Annotated in this window: 16 protein-coding genes and 1 pseudogene; 10 read left to right on the top strand and 7 right to left on the bottom strand. The window is 71.5% G+C overall.

Annotated elements, in window-relative coordinates; all coding sequences use genetic code 11:
• Positions 1-162: 162 nt before the first annotated feature.
• From ACFXBC_RS31880 to ACFXBC_RS31865, 4 genes are all read right to left on the bottom strand, one after another.
• Positions 163-714: a SixA phosphatase family protein gene (locus ACFXBC_RS31880; protein WP_385032438.1), complete on the bottom strand. Its 552-nt coding sequence runs from the start codon at positions 712-714 to the stop codon at positions 163-165.
• A gap of 158 nt (positions 715-872) precedes the next feature.
• Positions 873-1085, bottom strand: coding sequence for a hypothetical protein (locus tag ACFXBC_RS31875; RefSeq protein ID WP_385032435.1), 213 nt, complete (start codon positions 1083-1085; stop codon positions 873-875).
• Positions 1086-1277: 192 nt separating this feature from the next.
• Positions 1278-1394 carry an SGM_5486 family transporter-associated protein gene (locus tag ACFXBC_RS31870; protein WP_385032432.1) on the bottom strand — a complete coding sequence of 39 codons (117 nt, stop codon included), beginning with the start codon at positions 1392-1394 and terminating at the stop codon, positions 1278-1280.
• A 17-nt stretch (positions 1395-1411) separates the two neighbouring features.
• On the bottom strand, positions 1412-2725 hold the full coding sequence (locus tag ACFXBC_RS31865; RefSeq protein WP_385032429.1) for a CynX/NimT family MFS transporter: 1314 nt from the start codon (positions 2723-2725) through the stop codon (positions 1412-1414).
• Between the two features lie 113 nt (positions 2726-2838).
• Between ACFXBC_RS31865 and ACFXBC_RS31860 the strand changes: the two genes are divergently transcribed.
• Entirely contained in the window at positions 2839-3516 is a 678-nt protein-coding gene (locus ACFXBC_RS31860) for a FadR/GntR family transcriptional regulator (RefSeq protein WP_385032426.1), read from the top strand.
• A 58-nt stretch (positions 3517-3574) separates the two neighbouring features.
• On the opposite strand, the gene ACFXBC_RS31855 is transcribed toward ACFXBC_RS31860, so the two are convergent.
• Entirely contained in the window at positions 3575-3904 is a 330-nt protein-coding gene (locus tag ACFXBC_RS31855; protein WP_385032423.1) for a hypothetical protein, read from the bottom strand.
• A gap of 213 nt (positions 3905-4117) precedes the next feature.
• Between ACFXBC_RS31855 and ACFXBC_RS31850 the strand changes: the two genes are divergently transcribed.
• The 7 genes from ACFXBC_RS31850 to ACFXBC_RS31820 all read left to right on the top strand — a co-directional run bounded on the left by ACFXBC_RS31850 (position 4118) and on the right by ACFXBC_RS31820 (position 13752).
• Complete coding sequence (locus ACFXBC_RS31850) at positions 4118-5509, top strand: amidohydrolase family protein (RefSeq protein ID WP_385032420.1); 1392 nt, start codon at positions 4118-4120, stop codon at positions 5507-5509.
• A gap of 189 nt (positions 5510-5698) precedes the next feature.
• Positions 5699-7267, top strand: a complete 1569-nt coding sequence (locus ACFXBC_RS31845) for a nucleobase:cation symporter-2 family protein (RefSeq protein ID WP_385032417.1) — start codon at positions 5699-5701, stop codon at positions 7265-7267.
• 65 nt (positions 7268-7332) lie between these two features.
• Complete coding sequence (locus ACFXBC_RS31840) at positions 7333-8079, top strand: GntR family transcriptional regulator (protein ID WP_385032414.1); 747 nt, start codon at positions 7333-7335, stop codon at positions 8077-8079.
• 100 nt (positions 8080-8179) lie between these two features.
• Positions 8180-10498, top strand: coding sequence for a molybdopterin cofactor-binding domain-containing protein (locus ACFXBC_RS31835; protein WP_385032411.1), 2319 nt, complete (start codon positions 8180-8182; stop codon positions 10496-10498).
• Between the two features lie 82 nt (positions 10499-10580).
• Positions 10581-11516, top strand: a complete 936-nt coding sequence (locus ACFXBC_RS31830) for an amidohydrolase family protein (protein ID WP_385032408.1) — start codon at positions 10581-10583, stop codon at positions 11514-11516.
• 114 nt (positions 11517-11630) lie between these two features.
• On the top strand, positions 11631-12371 hold the full coding sequence (locus ACFXBC_RS31825; protein ID WP_385032405.1) for a hypothetical protein: 741 nt from the start codon (positions 11631-11633) through the stop codon (positions 12369-12371).
• The gene (locus tag ACFXBC_RS31820) at positions 12361-13752 is read left to right on the top strand and encodes a UbiD family decarboxylase (RefSeq protein WP_385032402.1); all 1392 of its coding nucleotides are present in this window, start codon (positions 12361-12363) and stop codon (positions 13750-13752) included. Before ACFXBC_RS31825 ends, ACFXBC_RS31820 begins: the two co-directional genes overlap by 11 nt.
• A 68-nt stretch (positions 13753-13820) precedes the next feature.
• On the opposite strand, the gene fabI is transcribed toward ACFXBC_RS31820, so the two are convergent.
• Together fabI and fabG are read right to left on the bottom strand one after the other, a co-directional pair.
• Positions 13821-14588 carry an enoyl-ACP reductase FabI gene (fabI, locus tag ACFXBC_RS31815; protein ID WP_385032399.1) on the bottom strand — a complete coding sequence of 256 codons (768 nt, stop codon included), beginning with the start codon at positions 14586-14588 and terminating at the stop codon, positions 13821-13823.
• A 4-nt stretch (positions 14589-14592) separates the two neighbouring features.
• A complete protein-coding gene (fabG, locus tag ACFXBC_RS31810; protein ID WP_385032396.1) occupies positions 14593-15309 on the bottom strand; it encodes a 3-oxoacyl-[acyl-carrier-protein] reductase in 717 nt (238 codons plus the stop codon).
• 185 nt (positions 15310-15494) lie between these two features.
• Here fabG and ACFXBC_RS31805 point away from each other — a divergent pair, with 185 nt between their 5' ends.
• Together ACFXBC_RS31805 and ACFXBC_RS31800 are read left to right on the top strand one after the other, a co-directional pair.
• Positions 15495-17018, top strand: a complete 1524-nt coding sequence (locus tag ACFXBC_RS31805; protein WP_385032393.1) for a TldD/PmbA family protein — start codon at positions 15495-15497, stop codon at positions 17016-17018.
• A pseudogene (locus tag ACFXBC_RS31800) lies at positions 17015-17313 on the top strand (TldD/PmbA family protein); the annotation flags it as partial. The gene ACFXBC_RS31805 and the pseudogene ACFXBC_RS31800, both read left to right, overlap by 4 nt.

Genomic DNA, 17313 nt, shown 5'->3' with positions numbered 1-17313 from the left:
CCCGTACGTCGCAGACTCCGGTGAGCAGCCGGTCTTCGCCGGCGCCGAGACCGGCCGCCGCGGCGGCGAGCCGGCCCGCGGCGCGCCCCCCGGCGGGGGCGCCGGCGGCGGGGGCGGGCGGGGGGCGGCGGCGGCCGTACGTACGCGTACGGGGGCCTGGCCTTATTCGTGCGGGGCCCAGAAGGACGTCAGGGTGCCCACGCCGTGCTCGACGGATTTCCACGGACCGCTGAACTCGATGACGGCGATCCCCGCGGTCGGGTAACCGCTGCGGTTCATCCTGGCCAGCGCGTCCCCCTCCGCTTCGCCCGCCAGTGCGTCGGCGAGCGCGTGCGTACCGGGATTGTGGCCGATGACCAGGACTTCGGCCACGTCGTCGGGGATCTCGTTGAGCAGCGCGAGCAGTTCGCCGAGGGACGCCTCGTACAGCCGCTCCTCGTAGACGGTCCGCGGGCGGTCCGGCAGCTCCTGGACGGCGAGTTTCCAGGTCTCACGCGTTCTGACCGCGGTGGAGCAGAGAGCCAGGCCGAGTTGCGGCTCGTGCGATGCGAGCCAGCTGCCGGCGGCCGCTGCATCCAGACGGCCGCGGTCGGCGAGCGGCCTGTCGTGGTCCGACACCTCGGGCCAGTCGGCCTTCGCGTGCCGGAGAAGGACAATCCTGCGGGACTCAGGGGCTCCGGGGGGTGTTTCCCCGGATGACACAACGGCGCTCATACAATCCAGCTTCGCATGGATCGGACCATCGGGCGCAGGGAGTTGGGGAGGCTCCCCCGGCACGGGTGAACGGGGCCGGGCCACGGTGGCCGGGCAGTGCCGGAGCGGGAGACCACGGCTGCAGCGAGAAGGCCACGGCTACGGCGGGAAGACCACGGTTACAGCGGCAGGCTCTGCTGGATGCGCTCCAGGACGCGTGTGACGGTGGCCTCGCCGGTGCCCGTATGCGCCTGCCCCGGCGCGCTGATGAGCAGCAGCAGAACGGCGAAGGCCAGCGCGGGCAGCGCGACGGCCCACCAGGGCAGCCGGACGTCGATACCGCTCTGCGCGGGTCCGTGGTGGGGGCCGGTGGTGTGCGGACGGGCCGGCATGGCCGCCTCCATGAGGTTCGCGGTGACTGTTGTCCTTGAACCTACGGAGTGCGGGCGCGCTCTCCCATCCGGTGACCCACCTACTTCACCCTGACCCTGGCCCCCTAAGGGATGGTGGGGCCAGCACCACCTTCCGGCCGGAACGCCCGGCCGGAAGGTCGGGCCGGGGCGCCGGGCCGGGCGGTGGGAGGGTCAGGGCGAGGCGAGCGTGGCGATGATCGCGACGATCACCGTGACCGCGAGCATGGCTCCGAGCGTGAGCAGGAGCTTCTTCTGACCGTTCGGGGGATTCGGTTCGAGCACTGGCATGGGGTCAGTCTCGCATCTCAGGATTCGTCCTCGATCGTCCGGTCCCGCCCGGCGAGGATCCCGACGGCGATCTGCGGCACCATCAGGCCGGCCATCAGCGCGATGGGCAGCCCCCAGCCACCGCTGTGCTGGTAGAGGACACCGACGAGAAGCGGGCCCGGGATGGAGATCAGATAGCCCGCGGACTGGGCGAACGCGGAGAGCCTGACCACCCCGGCGCCGCTCCGGGAGCGCATGCCGATCATCGTGAGGGCCAGCGGGAACGAGCAGTTGGAGATGCCGAGCAGCAGCGCCCAGGCCCAGGCGCCGCCGGAAGGGGCCAGATAGAGACCGGCGTAACCGGCGAGCCCGCAGGCGCCGAGGGCGACGACGATGGGGCCCTGGTGCTTCATCCGGCTCGCCAGCCTCGGTATGACGAAGGCCAGCGGCACGCCCATCACCATCGTGACGGCGAGCAGCAGCCCCGCCGTGCCGGCCGACACCCCCGCGTCGCGGAAGATCTGCGGCATCCAGCCCATGGTGACGTAGGCCGCGGTGGCCTGGAGGCCGAAGAAGCAGGCGAGGGCCCAGGCCGTGGGGCTGCTGGTGATCCGCCGTGCGGGCGCATCCGGCCGGGCGGCGGCGGTGATGTCCGGGGCCTCCGCGGCGGTGGCCGGCTCGTTCGCCGCCGTGGTGCTGCGGTCCTTGACGAGCGCGATCCAGGGCAGTACGGCCACGGCGGCCAGCACCGCCCAGACCCCGAGACCCAGCCGCCAGCTGCCGCCCATGCCGTCGGTCAGCGGCACGGTGACGGCGGCCGCGAGGGAGGTGCCGAGGGCGAGGGCCATCGAGTAGAGCCCGGTCATCGAACCGACGCGGTCCGGGAAGTACCGCTTGACGATCACGGGCATCAGCACATTGCTCACGGCGATACCCATCAGAGCCAGCGCACTGGCCGCCAGGAAGCCCGCCGTACCGCCCGCGAAGGGACGGATCACCAGCCCGGCGGTGATGGCCACCATTCCGGCGCAGACGACGGCGCCCGGTCCGAAGCGGCGGGCCAGCCGCGGTGACATGACACCGAAGACGGCGAAGCAGAGCGGCGGTACGGAGGTGAGGACACCGGCGATGCTGCCGCTCATCCCGAGGCCGTCGCGCACCTCTTCGAGGAGGGCGCCGAGACTCGTGATCGCCGGACGGAGATTGACAGCGGCGAGAACGATCCCGGCCATCACCAGTTTCACGGTCCACGCGGCGGACTGCGGGCGCGCGTCACCGGTCGTCCGGTGTGGCTCGCCCGTGGGGCGTGGCTCGGTGGCGGGGGCGAGGATCTTCGTCTCGTCGTCTGACATAAGGACATCATAGAATCATGGGATGATTGGTTGTCCAATCCCGGTTTCCCCTTGCGCGACCCCGGCCCCAACCGACGCGGCCCCAACCGACGCGACCCCGAACGAGGAGCACCATGGCGCTGAACACTCCCCGGCGTTCCGCACTCGCCGACCAGGTGATCACCGAGCTGCGGAACCAGATCACCGCGGGCGAGTGGCCGGTCGGCTCCCGGATCCCGACCGAGCCCGAACTGGTCGAGCAGCTGGGCGTGGCCCGCAACACCGTCCGGGAAGCGGTACGGGCGCTGGCGCACAACGGGCTGCTGGACATCCGCCAGGGTTCGGGCACCTATGTGATCGCCACCAGTGAGCTGGCCGGGGTGATGCACCGCCGGTTCGCATCGGCCGACCCCCGGCACGTGGCGGAGCTGCGCTCGACCTTGGAGTCGTCCGCCGCCCGGCTGGCGGCCGAGCGGCGCACCGAGCGGGATCTGAAGCAGCTGGCCGCCCTGCTCGCGGAGCGCGAGCGGACCTGGGATGCGGGTGACGCGGAGGCGTTCGTCGCCGCCGACGCGACCCTGCACCTGGCGATCGTGAACGCCTCGCACAACGACGTACTGACCGAGCTCTACGCCGACCTGGGCGACCTGCTCAGGCACTGGCTCCGGGGCGACGTGGGGCGCGAGCTGCGGCCCGAGGGGTACATGGACCACAGCCGGCTGGTCGGGGCGATCCGGGACGGGGATGCCGAGCTTGCGGCCACGGAGGCGGCGAGCCATGCGTTCACCGCTTGTCCGGGGGCTTCCGTGTAAGGGGCTGGTGCAGTCAGGCTGGTGCAGTCAGGCTGGGGGCGTCCCGCACGAGGGCGGCTCAGTCCACCCGCCGGTGGGTCACCCAGACCGAGCCGATCTCCTTCCAGCAGCGGCCGGTGAGCCGCACGCTCTGCGCGGGTCCGACGTCGGCCGGCGCGCCGTCCATGTCGATGTCCCACCACCGGGCGCACTCGACATGGAGGGCGATCCGGTCGGTTCCGACATATCCGTTGTGGCAGGTGGCTGTCGTATGCGAGCCCCTGGTGGATATGAGACACCCGGCGCCGAAGGGGGCCGGTTCCGCCTGCACGCTCGTGGGGGCGGCGAGCCCCGCCACTCCGGCCGAGGCCACGAGCAGGACCGCTGTCCCGTAGCGGATCGAACGCATACCCGTGCCTCCTCCCCGGAAGGACCGGGGAGCGTCCCGGCCTGATCAGTCTGCGGTGGTTCGTCCCGTTCCACGAGTTGGGTGGGACAGCCGGGGCGGTCGGCGAAGTGCCGCGAGAAGGGTTCGCGAGAAGCGTTGACATGCACAGGGGTCGCAATATGTTACATGCAATGTTGAGTATGCCGTAACTGGCACCGAACCTCTGGGGGTCCCATGGAGTGCGATCTTCTGCTGTCGGGCGGGCGGGTGCTGACCGTGGACGGAGAGCGGTCCGTGTACGAGCCGGGCTCGGTCGCCATCACCGGGAACCGCATCGCGGCGGTGGGCCCGGCCGCGGAGACCGATGCCGCGTGGCGGGCGGCCCGTACGGTCGACTGCCGGGGCCGAGCCGTCGTCCCCGGCTTCACCGACGGACACAGCCACCTCTTCCAGTCCCTCGCCCGGGGGCTGGGCGAGGGACTCTCCATCTGGCCCTGGCTGTGTGAGTTCATGTGGCCGTACTCGATAGCCGTGACCCCCGACGACGCGAGGGTCGCGGCCGCACTCGGCGCGGTGGAGGCGTTGCGCTCGGGCATCACCACCGTCATCGACAACCACTACGCGCCCACCGACCCGGAGACCGTGCTCGCGGTGGCGGATGCGGTCGAATCGGCGGGGCTGCGCGGTGCGGTGGCCCGCGGCATGATCGGGCACCGGACCCCGGTGGCGCACGCACGGGGGCTGCCTCCCGCACTCTTCCGGTACTCCGTGGCCGAGGAGCTGGAGCTCACCCGGGAGTGCGTACGGCGTCGGCCGCCCGGCTCCAGGGTGGAGATCTGGCCGGCTCCCCTCAACCTCAGCTATGTGGACCAGGACCTGGTCAGGGGCGCGGCGGAGCTGGCCGCCGAGTCGGGGACGCGCTGGCACACACACTGCAGCGAGGGGGCGAAGGATCCGGAGAGCTATCTGGAGGCGTACGGCATCAGGCCGGTCGACTGGCTGGCCGCCGAGGGTCTGCTCGACGAGCGGACCACCCTCGCGCACGCCGTGTGGCTGGACGGATCGGAGGTCCGCCGGATCGGGGAACGGGGGGCCGGTGTCGCCCACAACCCGGTGTCGAACGCCTATCTGGCGTCCGGTGTGATGCGGCTGCGCGCACTGCGGGAGGCGGGCGCCGTGGTCGCGCTCGGCACCGACGGGCCCAGTGCCGGACACCGCCAGGACATGTTCGAGGTGATGAAGCAGACGCTCTTCGGCCAGCGCCAGCACACCCTCGACCCGGCCGCGGCACGCTGCGAGGAGGCTCTGGAGCTGGCCACCCGGGAGGGCGCCCGTTACGCGGGCACGGGGGCCGGTGTCCTGACCGCGGGCGCGCCGGCGGACCTGGCGGTGGTCGCGCTGGGGCGCCCGCACCAAGTGCCTCTGCACCGTACGGTTTCGACCCTCGTGTACGCGTCGCGCGGCTCCGATGTGGAGCTGACCGTGGTCGACGGACGGATCGTCTTCGAGGACGGCCGCTGTCCGCTGGTGGACGAGGAGGCGCTGCTCGCGGAGGCACAGGAGCGGTCCGAGAAGCTGGTGGAGCGTGCCGGGTTCGGCGGGCTGACCCGCCCCTGGAACCGCTGAGCGCCCCGGCCTCGCGCACCCGGTCCCCTGTTCCGATCCCCCTGTTCCGATGTCCCGCACTGATTTCCCTGTACCGGTTTCCCCGTACCGGTTTCCCCGTACCGATTTCCCTGTCGGCTGCCCGTCCGCGGCCCCCGTACGTGCGCAGTGAACAACCCCCGCCGTGGGGCGGGTGGAGGGAGAACGCACATGTCGCGCAAGGCAGTTCAGGGCCGTGACAGCACGGACCGGCCGGAGGATCCGGTGGCGGCACCGGCCGGAGAGGCGGATCCGGCGGCGGGACCGGTCGCAGAGGCGGATCCGGCGGCGGCCGGTCCCGCAGCGGCAGACCCGGTGGAGGCCGACCCGGTGGAGGCCGTGCCGGCGTTCTGGCGGCTGGCCGTCTACGGACTCCAGCATGTGCTCGCCTTCTACGCCGGGGCGGTCGTCATGCCGCTCCTCGTCGCGCAGGGCATCGGCATGCCCGCAAGGGACATCGGGATGCTGGTCAACGCCTCGCTGCTGACCTGCGGTCTCGCCACCCTGCTGCAGTCGGTGGGGCTGCCCGGGATCGGCATCCGGCTGCCGGTGGTGCAGGGCACGTCGACGACGGCGGTGCCCTCGCTCGTATCGGTGGGCCTCGCCGCGGGCGGTGCGAAGGCCGGGCTGCCGACCGTCTTCGGGGCCGTGATCGCCGCCGGGCTCGCGCTCTTCGTGATCGCGCCGGTCTTCAGCAAGCTGGTCGCGTTCTTCCCGCCCCTGGTCACCGGCACCATCGTGACCATCGTCGGGATCACCCTGCTCGCGGTGGCGGCCCGGCAGGTGGGCGGCGGCGACCCCTCCCAGCGCACCTTCGGCTCACCGGTCCATCTGGGGCTCGCCGGTGTCACGCTCCTGGTGATCCTGCTGCTGCACAAGTTCTCCCGGGGGTTCCTGGCCACGGTGGCGGTGCTGCTCGGCCTGGTCGTCGGCACGGTGGTGGCCGCGCTCGCCGGGGAGACCGACTTCTCCGGGATCGGCGGTTCCGCGTGGCTGGGCATGGCGGCGCCGATGCACTACGGGCCGCCGCGTTTCGAACTGACCGCGGTGCTCTCCGTCGTACTGGTGATGATCATCATCGCGGTGGAGTCCATCGGGCAGTTCTTCGCGGTGGGCCGGATCGTCGGCCGTGAGGTCGACGGCCGGCAGGTGACCCGGGCCCTGCGTGCGGACGGCCTCGCGACGGTGGCGGCCGGGCTCCTCAACTCCTTTCCCAGCACGGTCTATTCGCAGAACATCGGACTGATCAGGCTGACCCGGGTGAAGAGCCGGTGGATCGTCGCGGCGTCCGGCGTGATCATGATGATCCTCGGTGTGGTGCCGAAGGTGGGCGCCGTCGTCTCCTCGATGCCGGCCTCTGTGCTGGGCGGCGCCACGATCGTGCTCTTCTCCACGATCGCCGTGGTCGGGGTGCAGATCCTGGTCCAGGCCGACCTCGCCGACCAGCGCAATACGGTCCTGGTCGCCGCGAGCGTCGGGGTCGGCTTCCTGCCGACCGCGTTCCCGCAGTTCGCTGACCGGATGCCGGACCGGCAACTGCATGCACTTTTCGAGAGCGGCATCATCCTCGGCACGCTGATGGCCGTGCTGCTCAACCTCTTCTTCCATCATTTCAGGCTGCCGGGGCGTCGGAAGAGGGCTGCGCACTCCATTGACCCGCCCGAGGATTACATGCAACATGAAGAACAGCTGGAGAACGGGATTCCCAGCACATCGGACGAGGCGTCGCCGGCCTCATGAGCATCAGTGGAGTCATGGGCACCTGGTCACCGGTGCGCCATGAGCGACGCAGAGGGAGTTGGGGCATGCCGACGGAGAGAGCAGTGAACCCGGTCGCGGCCGGAAGCCTGCTTGCCGACCGGGCCTACGAGGAGCTGAAGGGCGCGGTGCTCGCCAACCGGCTGCGTCCGGGCGACGCGCTCTCGGTGCCCGCGCTCGCCACCCAGCTGGGGATCAGCCGCAGCCCCGTCCGGGAGGCCGTGCAGCGGCTGATCCATGACGGTCTGGCCACCCATGTCGCCCACCGGGGCGCCGTGGTCGCCACGGTCGACGTCGACGACGTGCGCCAGCTGTACGTGGTCCGCGAGGTGATGGAGGGGCTGGCCGCCCGGCTCGCCACCGAGCGGCTCGACGCCACCCGGGTCTCCGAGCTGCGCGACCTCCTGGAGCGGCACGAGCAGGTCGTGGCCGCGGGCGACGACGAACAGGCGCACACCGAGATGGACATGGCCTACCACCGCCTCATCCGCGAAGTCGCGGGCAACGCCCATCTCACCGCGGCCCTGGACACCGTGCAGGGCAAGGCCCACCTCGCGCTGCACGCGCTGTGGCGCAGCCCCCAGGCCCCCCGGCTGGCCGTGGAGGAACACCGCCGGATCTTCGAGGCGATGACCGCGGGCGACCCGGACGCGGCCGAACTCACGGCCCGCGACCACATCAGGCGGCTGCGGATCCGGCTGTCCCAGGCGGTGGCCCCGGGCCCCGACCGTACGGAGGGCGGGCCCGCTCCCGTACACCCGGTGGAACAGGAGCGCCCGGCGCCCACGCGCTGATCTCCGTGCGGCGGACCCGCACCACAGCCCATCGCCACAGCCCCGCCTCACCCCACCACCCCGCACCGCAACCCCTACAGCAGAAGGGAAGTGAGGGCCCGTGAGCACCGTCACCGGCAGCCGGCAGGGGGTCGGCGCGAGCGTTCTGCGGCCCGACGGCCGGCTGAAGGTCCAGGGGGCCTTCGCGTACGCGTCCGATCTGCACGACGACGCGATGGTGTGGGGTGCGACGCTGCGCAGCCCGCACCCCTCGGCGCGGATCGTGCGGCTGGACACCGCGGCCGCCCTCCGGCTGCCGGGTGTGGTCGCGGTCCTCACCCACGAGGACGTACCCGGCCGGCCGCTGTACGGGATGAAGGTCGCCGACCAGCCGGTGCTCGCCGCCGACCGGGTGCGCTACCAGGGCGAGCCGGTGGCCCTGGTGGCGGCCGACCACCCGGAGACGGCCCGCCGCGCCCTGCGGCTGATCGATGTCGGGTACGAGGTGCTCGAACCGCTGACCGACCCCGAGCGGGCGCTCGGCGGCGGGGGCCCGCTGGTCCATGAGCACCGGGCCGACGGGAGGTCCGGCAATGTCGTACGCCATGTCCGCATCCGGCACGGCGACATGGCCGGGGCCCGGCGGCTCGCCGATGTGGTCGTGTCGGGGACGTACGAGGTCGGCATGCAGGACCAGGCGTTCCTGGGCCCCGAGGCGGGCCTCGCGATACCGGCGGAGGACGGCGGTGTCGATGTCTATGTGTCGACCCAATGGCTCCACGACGACCAGCACCAGATGTGCGCGGCGCTCGGGCTGCCGCCGGAGAAGGTGCGGCTGACGCTCTCCGGGGTCGGCGGGGCCTTCGGCGGACGCGAGGACGTCTCGGTGCAGATCCACGCGGCGATGCTGGCCCTGCACACCGGCCGCCCGGTGAAGATGAGCTACAACCGCGAGGAGTCGTTCTACGGCCATGTGCACCGCCACCCGGCCCGGATGCGCTTCGAGCACGGTGCGACGCGCGACGGGAAGCTCGTGTACGTCAGGGCGCGGCTGCTCTTCGACGGCGGGGCCTACACCTCCACCTCGCAGGTGGTCATAGCCAACGGCTCGTACTTCGCGGCGGGCGCCTACGACGTACCGCACGCCGAGATCGACGGCTACTGCGTCTACACCAACAACCCGCCGTGCGGGGCGATGCGCGGCTTCGGGGCGGTGCAGTCCTGTTACGGGGTGGAGTCCAACCTCGACCGGCTGGCCCGTGAACTCGCCATGGACCCGGTGGAGTTGCGTATCCGCAACGCCATGACGACCGGGACGGTGCTGCCCACCGGGCAGGCGGTGGACGGTCCCGCGCCCGCCGCCGAGCTGCTGGAACGGCTGCGCGCCCGGCCGCTGCCGCCCACCGGGGACGACGCGTTCGCGCGGCCGGGCGGGCTGAACAACACCACACACGGCGAGGGCGTGGTCCGCGGGGTCGGCTATGCCATCGGGGTCAAGGCGATCGGCTTCTCCGGCGGGGTGGACGACCGTTCGGTGGCCCGGGTCCGGCTCGCCCTGGTGAACGGGGAACCGGTGGCCGAGATCCACACCGCCGCCGCCGAGTGCGGCCAGGGCATCGTGACCGTACAGGCGCAGATCGCCAGGACCGAGCTGGGCGTCGAGCGGGTGGTGGTGCTGCCCGCCGACACCCGGGTCGGTGATGCGGGTTCGTCGTCGGCCTCCCGGATCAGCTGGATGAGCGGCGGCGCGGTGCAGGGCGCCTGCAAGGCCGTACGGGAGGAGCTGACCGCCCGCGGGGACGGGCCGCTGGAGGCACTGCTCGCGGAGGGGCCGGTCGAGGCGGAGTACGAGTACCACCACCGCCGCACCTTCCCCATCGATCCCGAACGCGGCCAGGGCGACGCCCATATCGCCTTCGCGTTCGCCGCCCACCGGGCCGTGGTGGACGTCGACACCGGGCTCGGTCTGGTCAAGGTGGTCGAGCTGGCCACCGCCCAGGACGTCGGCCGGGCGATGAACCCCCTCGCGGTGGAGGGCCAGATCGAGGGGGGCAGCGCCCAGGGCCTCGGTCTGGCGCTGATGGAGGAGCTGCGCGTCCAGGGCGGCACGGTGCGCAATCCGTCCTTCACCGACTATCTGATCCCGACGATCGCGGACATGCCGAAGGTCCCCATCGATCTGCTCGAACTGCCGCACCCCGACTCGCCGTACGGCCTGAACGGGGTGGGCGAGCCGCCGACCCTGTCGTCGACACCGGCCATCGCCAACGCGCTGCGCGACGCCACCGGCCTCGCCCTGCCCAGGGTGCCGGTGGGGCCCGCCGACCTCGTCCAGGGCGATCCGGGCGGGAGCGGCCCCGACGACGGCGGCCCCGACCACGGCGACCGTGTCCACGACGGTCCCGGCCACAGCGGCCCCGACGACAGCGAAGGGAGGTGATGCGGGCCCGCCCCCGGGTCCCCCGACGGTTCTGCACGCACCGCGTACGTACCACCAGAACCAGCAGGGAAGGAACAGCACCTTGATCATCGACACTCATATGCATCCCACGAACGTCGTGGACCAGGCATGGCGGCACGACGGCGAACCGTTCACCGGTGAGCGGACCCTGGCCATGATGGACGGCCCGTACATGATCAACGGCAAGCCCCGCCGGATCGACTACGGCTGCATCATGCCCCCGCCCGGCAACAGCGTCTGGCAGGACGGGATGCGCAGCGGCCGTGAGGGCATCCGCGACTACATGGCGTACATCACCGAACTGGTGACGACGTACCCCGACCGCTTCATCGGGAACTTCATGTACAACCCGCGCTTCGGGCCGGAGAACGGCGCCAAGGAGCTGGAGTTCCACGTCAAGGAGTACGGCTACAAGATGCTCAAGCTGCATGCGAACATGCATGCCTACCGGCCCGACCGGGCGCTCGACTGGCTCCGGCCGGTGCTGCGGGTCTGCGACGAGCTGGGTGTCCTGGTCCTGATCCACACCGGTGACGGGCCGTACTCGATCCCGACACAGTTCTATCCGATCATCCGCGAGTTCCCGAACGTCAACTTCATCCTCGGGCACTTCGGGGTGCAGACCGGCGGCGTCTACTGCTTCGAGGCGCTCTACATGATCCTCGACTCGCCCAATGTGTACGGCGAGTCGGGGTGGCTGCTCCAGTCGCGGATCGTGGAGTTCGCCCAGCAGATGGAGAAGCACCAGCTGGTCTTCGGCACGGACTCGCCGCCCAACGAACCGGGCATGTGGGCGCGGGAGCTGGAGGTGCTCTGCGGACCGCCGCCCCAGGGCATGAACCTCTCGGAGGAGGACCTGGAGGGGTATCTGGGCAACAACGTGGCGAAGCTGCTGGGTCTGAAGCCCACTCCCCCGCCCCGCGACCAGGAGGAGGCGCGGCTGCGCCTCACGGACAGCTACGCCTCGCTGGACGCGGCCGGTACGCCGCGCGCCTGAGCGCCGCTTCGCCGTCCCGGGGCCGGCCTCTCCCCCATGAGTGGGCCGGCCCTCCCTCCGCACATCCCCTCGGGCGCGGTGTCCCGGCGCCCCGGTACGGAAGCAGGTGCCGCCATGCGGCGCATCGGTCATCTCGTTCCCTCCCCCTCCGTCGGCGTCGAGCGCTGGTCGGGCCAGATCTGCCGGTCCGTCGCCATCGAGGCCGCCCATCCGGTCGCCCGTACCGCCCTGCCCGATGTGCTGTGCGGACCCGCGATCGCGCCCTCGCAGTCCGCGGAGCTGACCCGCTCGGCGGCTCTGCTGGCCGACGCGGCTGTCGACGCCGTGGTCTGGAGCGGCAGTTCGAGCGATCTGCACGGCGCGGCGCACGGCCGGGCGGTGGCGCGCCGGATCGAGGAGGTGGCGGGTGTGCCCGCGTCGACCGTCACACTGGGCCAGCTCGATCTGCTCGCCCACCGGCGGCTGACCTCGCTGGCCCTGGTGTCGCCGGGCTCCGAGCAGGTCGCGGGGCGGCTGGCCGACACCTATCTGGCCGCCGGGTTCCGGGTGGTCTCGGTGACCGCGCTGGGTCTCGCGACGGCGCGGGAGGCGGCGGAGCTGCCGGTGTCGCGGCTGCGGCGGATGCTGGCGGGCGCCGATGCGCCGGACGCCCAGTGTCTGGTGGTGACCGGTACGGAGCTGCCGGTGGCGCCCGTGGCCGCGCTGCTCGAACGGGAGCTGGGGAAACCGGTGTACGACGGGGCGCGGGTGGCGATCAGGACCGGGCTCGACCTGCTGGGGCTGACGGTCGAAGCACCCGAGTGGGGCGGGCTGTTCGGAGCCCGTGAGCATGCGGGGGTCTGCTGTGACCACTGAGGCGGCGCCGCCCCCGGGCTCCCAGGATCTGCGGGACTTCCTCGCCCGGTACACGGCCGGGCACCCCGATGACGTACTCACCGTCGAGGAGCGGATCGAGGGCGAGGACGTGGCCGCGCTCGTCCTGGAACTGGCGGCGCGCGGCCGGGACGAGATGGTGGTCTGCCGGGACGTCGCGGGGCTCGGCACCCCCCTGGTCACCAATGTGTTCGCCTCGCGCCGCCGGATCGCCCGGCTGCTCGGCACCGGGCCCGCCGGGCTGCACCGCGCCTACCAGGCGGCCTCGGCCCGCCGGTGCGAGCCGCGGGTGGTGGCGGACGGACCGGTGCTCGACTCGGTGACCGGGCCCGACCTGAGCACGCTCCCGATGATCCGGCACTTCGCGTCGGACCGTGGCCCGTACATCACGAACGGCATCATCGTGGCGGAGGCACCCGCGTACGCCGATGGCCGCTCGGGCAATCTCAGCTACCACCGCGCGATGGTGCACAGCGGGACCGAGCTGGCCACCAGCCTCCACTCGCGCGGCCATCTGTGGCAGCTGCTGCGACTGGCGCAGGAGCGCGGCGAACGTCTCCCGGTGGCCATGGTCATCGGCTCCCACCCGCTGTTCATGCTGGCCGCTTCGGCCCGGGTGGGCGCCGGCACCGACGAACGGAGCGTGGCGGGCGGCCTGTTCGGGGCGCCGCTGGACGTGGTGCGCACTCCCGCGTACGGGATACGGGTCCCGGCGAGCGCCGAGACGGTCCTGGAGGGGTTCATCGATCCGGCCCGCGAGGCGGACGAGGGTCCCTTCGGTGAGTTCTCCGGATACTCGTCGGACCGCTCGACCCACAACGTACTGACCGTGGAGAGGGTGCTGCGCCGCCGGGACGCGCTGCTCCTGGACGTGGTGGGCGGCAGCACGGCCGAGCATCTCAATCTGGCGCGGGTGCCGCGCGAGTCGGAGATGGCGCAGAAGCTGATGGAGCGCTTCCCCGAGGTGACCGCGCTGCACTATCCGACGTCGGGCACGCACTTCCACGCGTATCTGGCGATACGGTCGGGCCGGCCGGGCCAGGCCCGGCAGATCATGCTGGGGCTGCTCGGCTGGGACCCGTATCTGAAGACGGTGGTCGCGGTCGACGAGGACGTGGACATCACCCGGGACTCCGAGGTGCTCTGGGCGGTGGCCACCCATCTCCAGCCGCACCGGGACGTCTTCCGGGTGGACGGTCTGCCGGGCAGCCCCCTCGACCCGTCGTCCACGGTGGACGGCACGACCTCCCGGATGGCTCTGGACGCGACGCGCGGACCGGGGTTCGACGGGGTACGGATCCGGGTCGCGCCGGAACGCACGGAGGCCGCGCGCCGTCTCCTCGACGGTCGCGCGGCCTCCTGAGCGGTACGGGCCTGAGCGGTACGGGCCTGAGCGGTACGGGCCCGTGGCCTCCCGGACGGTGCGGGCGGTCAGGCGCCCATCATGTGCACGCCGCCGTCGACGTGGATGATCTCGCCGGTCGTCTTCGGGAAGAAGTCCGAGAGCAGCGCGACGATGCCCCGGCCGGCCGGCTCGGGGTCGGACATGTCCCAGGCGAGCGGGGAACGGGTGTTCCAGACGTCCGCGAGCTCCCCGAAGCCCGGGATGGACTTCGCGGCCATCGAGCCGATGGGGCCGGCGGAGATCAGGTTGCAGCGGATGTCCTGCTTGCCCAGGTCACGGGCGAGGTAGCGGGAGGTCGCCTCCAGCGCCGCCTTGGCGGGGCCCATCCAGTCGTACTGCGGCCAGGCGTACTGGGCGTCGAAGGTCAGCCCGACGACAGAACCGCCCTCGCTCATCAGCGGCAGGCAGGCCATGGTCAGCGACTTCAGCGAGAACGCCGAGACATGCATGGCCGTGGAGACCGACTCGAACGGGGTGTTGAGGAAGTTCCCGCCGAGCGCGTCCTGCGGAGCGAAGCCGATGGAGTGCACGACGCCGTCGAGCGAGCCGAGCTCGTCCCGGACCAGGTCCGCGAGCCGGTCGAGGTGCTCGGTGCTGGTGACGTCCAGCTCGATGACCTTGGCGGGCTTCGGCAGCTTCTTGGCGATGCGCTCGGTGAGAGTGGGCCGCGGGAAGGCGGTCAGGATGACCTCGGCGCCCTGCTCCTGAGCCACCTTGGCGGCGTGGAAGGCGATGGAGGACTCCATCAGCACACCCGTGATGAGGATGCGCTTGCCGTCGAGAATTCCGCTCATGTGATCAGTGACCCATGCCCAATCCGCCGTCAACGGGGATGACGGCTCCAGTGATGTACGACGCGTCGTCGGATGCGAGGAACCGCACCGTCGCGGCGATCTCCTCCGGCTGCGCGTACCGGCCGAGCGGCACCTGCGAGACGATGCCCGCGCGCTGCTCGTCGGTGAGCACCTTGGTCATGTCGGTGTCGACGAAACCGGGTGCGACGACGTTGAAAGTGATGTTGCGAGAGCCGAGCTCACGGGCGAGGGAGCGCGCGAAGCCGACCAGTCCTGCCTTGGACGCGGCGTAGTTCGCCTGCCCCGCGGAGCCGAGCAGGCCGACCACCGATGAGATGAGGACGACACGGCCCTTCTTGGCCCGCAGCATCGCGCGGTTGGCCCGCTTCACGACCCGGAAGGTGCCGGTGAGGTTGGTGTCGAGTACGGCGGTGAAGTCGTCCTCGGACATCCGCATCAGCAACTGGTCCCTGGTGACACCGGCGTTGGCCACCAGCACCTCCACGGGACCGTGCTTCTCCTCGATCTCCTTGTAGGCCTGCTCCACCTGCTCGGTGTCGGTGATGTCGCACTTGACGGCCAGGAACCCCTGTTCGGCAAGGGCTGCCGGTTCGCCGGAGCGGTACGTGATCGCGACCTTGTCGCCTGCGTCTGCGAAAGCGCGGGCGATGGCAAGGCCGATGCCCCGGTTTCCTCCGGTGACGAGAACCGAGCGGCTCAACGGATCACCCTTTCGATAGCTGTGTGGTACCCACGCAAACTATCGGTCCCGCCCCACTTCGGAGGAATCGGCCTCCGACAGCGCCGCGCGGCGGACCCTGTCGGGTCCCTACAGAAAGCATCTGGCAGCGGGGCGCGTCCGCGCGACATGATGCGGTCGACCGGTCGTGACGACAGGAGACCTCCGTGCCACATTCGATCGACGCAGCCTTCACCGCGCTGCCGCTGCGCGCCCTGGCCGACGCGGCCCTGGCCCGGGCCCGCGCGCTCGGCGCCGACCACGCCGACTTCCGTTTCGAACGTGTCCGCAGCGCGACCTGGCGGCTGCGGGACGCCCGGCCCGCCGGGTCGTCGGACACCACCGACCTCGGGTACGCCGTGCGGGTCGTGCACGGCGGGAGCTGGGGGTTCGCCTCCGGTGTCGACCTGTCGATGGACGCGGCGGCGCGGGTGGCCGGGCAGGCGGTCGCCATGGCGAAGCTCTCCGCCGGGGTGATCAGGGCGGCCGGGTCCGATGAGAAGGTGGAGCTGGCGGACGAGCCGGTGCACGCGGACCGGACCTGGGTCTCCTCGTACGGAACCGACCCCTTCTCCGTACCCGCGGACGAGAAGACCGGGCTGCTGGCCGACTGGTCGGCGCGGCTGCTGCGGGCGGACGGTGTCGCGCACGCGGACGCCTCGCTGATGACCGTCCTGGAGAACAAGTTCTACGCGGACACCGCCGGTACCGTCACCACCCAGCAGCGGGTCAGGCTGCATCCACAGCTGACCGCGGTGGCGGTGGACGCGCGGAGCGGCGAGTTCGACTCGATGCGCACCCTCGCACCGCCGGTGGGGCGCGGCTGGGAGTATCTGACCGGCACGGGCTGGGACTGGGACACCGAGCTGGAGCGGATCCCGGAGCTGCTCGCCGAGAAGATGCGGGCACCGGGTGTCGAGGCGGGGGCGTACGACCTGGTCGTGGACCCCTCCAACCTCTGGCTGACGATCCATGAGTCGATCGGGCACGCCACCGAGCTGGACCGGGCACTGGGGTACGAGGCGGCGTACGCCGGGACCTCCTTCGCCACGTTCGACAAGCTCGGCACGCTGGCGTACGGCTCCCCCGTGATGAACGTGACGGGCGACAGGACCGCCGAACACGGCCTGGCCACCGTCGGGTTCGACGACGAGGGCGTCGAGGCGCAGTCCTGGGACCTGATCAGGGACGGCACGCTGGTCGGGTACCAGCTGGACCGCAGGATCGCGAAGCTGACGGGGCTCGGCCGGTCCAACGGGTGTGCGTACGCGGACTCGCCGGGGCATGTGCCGGTGCAGCGGATGGCCAATGTGTCGCTGAAACCTGATCCCGGCGGGCTCTCGACGGAGGATCTGATCGGGGGCGTCGAGCGCGGGATCTATGTGGTGGGCGACCGGTCGTGGTCGATCGACATGCAGCGCTACAACTTCCAGTTCACCGGTCAGCGGTTCTACCGGATCGAGAACGGCCGGCTGGCCGGGCAGCTGCGGGACGTCGCCTACCAGGCGACGACCACGGACTTCTGGGGCTCGATGGAGAAGGTCGGCGGCCCGCAGACCTATGTGCTGGGCGGCGCCTTCAACTGCGGCAAGGCCCAGCCGGGGCAGGTCGCCGCGGTCTCGCACGGCTGCCCGTCCGCCCTCTTCCGGGGCGTCAACATCTTGAACACCACGCAGGAGGCCGGACGATGACACCGTCGAACCGCAGCAGCAGGCCGCACGAGATCGTCGAGCGGGCCCTCGCCCTCTCCACGGCGGACGGCTGCGTCGTCATCGCCGACGAGCATGCGAGCGCCAATCTCCGCTGGGCGGGGAACGCGCTGACGACCAACGGCGTGACCCGCGGCCGGACCCTGACCATCATCGCCACCGTCGACGGCAGGGAGGGCACCGCGTCCGGTGTCGTCTCCCGGTCGGCGGTGACCGCGGCCGACCTCGAACCGCGGGTGCGGGCCCCCCCGGCGGGCGGCCCGGCCGGCGCCCCCGC

The organism is Streptomyces sp. NPDC059398 (genome assembly GCF_042751845.1).
GTDB lineage: Bacteria > Actinomycetota > Actinomycetes > Streptomycetales > Streptomycetaceae > Streptomyces.
The sequence above is the reverse complement of the archived record's forward strand: the minus strand, read 5'-3'. Positions and strand labels throughout refer to the sequence as shown.

Excerpts from the sequence above, each read along its gene's own strand:
- ACFXBC_RS31880 (WP_385032438.1), bottom strand. The coding sequence starts at position 714 with ATGAGCGCCGTTGTGTCATCCGGGGAAACACCCCCCGGAGCCCCTGAG.
- ACFXBC_RS31875 (WP_385032435.1), bottom strand. The coding sequence starts at position 1,085 with ATGCCGGCCCGTCCGCACACCACCGGCCCCCACCACGGACCCGCGCAG.
- ACFXBC_RS31870 (WP_385032432.1), bottom strand. The coding sequence starts at position 1,394 with ATGCCAGTGCTCGAACCGAATCCCCCGAACGGTCAGAAGAAGCTCCTG.
- ACFXBC_RS31865 (WP_385032429.1), bottom strand. The coding sequence starts at position 2,725 with ATGTCAGACGACGAGACGAAGATCCTCGCCCCCGCCACCGAGCCACGC.
- ACFXBC_RS31860 (WP_385032426.1), top strand. The coding sequence starts at position 2,839 with ATGGCGCTGAACACTCCCCGGCGTTCCGCACTCGCCGACCAGGTGATC.
- ACFXBC_RS31855 (WP_385032423.1), bottom strand. The coding sequence starts at position 3,904 with ATGCGTTCGATCCGCTACGGGACAGCGGTCCTGCTCGTGGCCTCGGCC.
- ACFXBC_RS31850 (WP_385032420.1), top strand. The coding sequence starts at position 4,118 with ATGGAGTGCGATCTTCTGCTGTCGGGCGGGCGGGTGCTGACCGTGGAC.
- ACFXBC_RS31845 (WP_385032417.1), top strand. The coding sequence starts at position 5,699 with ATGTCGCGCAAGGCAGTTCAGGGCCGTGACAGCACGGACCGGCCGGAG.
- ACFXBC_RS31840 (WP_385032414.1), top strand. The coding sequence starts at position 7,333 with ATGCCGACGGAGAGAGCAGTGAACCCGGTCGCGGCCGGAAGCCTGCTT.
- ACFXBC_RS31825 (WP_385032405.1), top strand. The coding sequence starts at position 11,631 with ATGCGGCGCATCGGTCATCTCGTTCCCTCCCCCTCCGTCGGCGTCGAG.
- fabI (WP_385032399.1), bottom strand. The coding sequence starts at position 14,588 with ATGAGCGGAATTCTCGACGGCAAGCGCATCCTCATCACGGGTGTGCTG.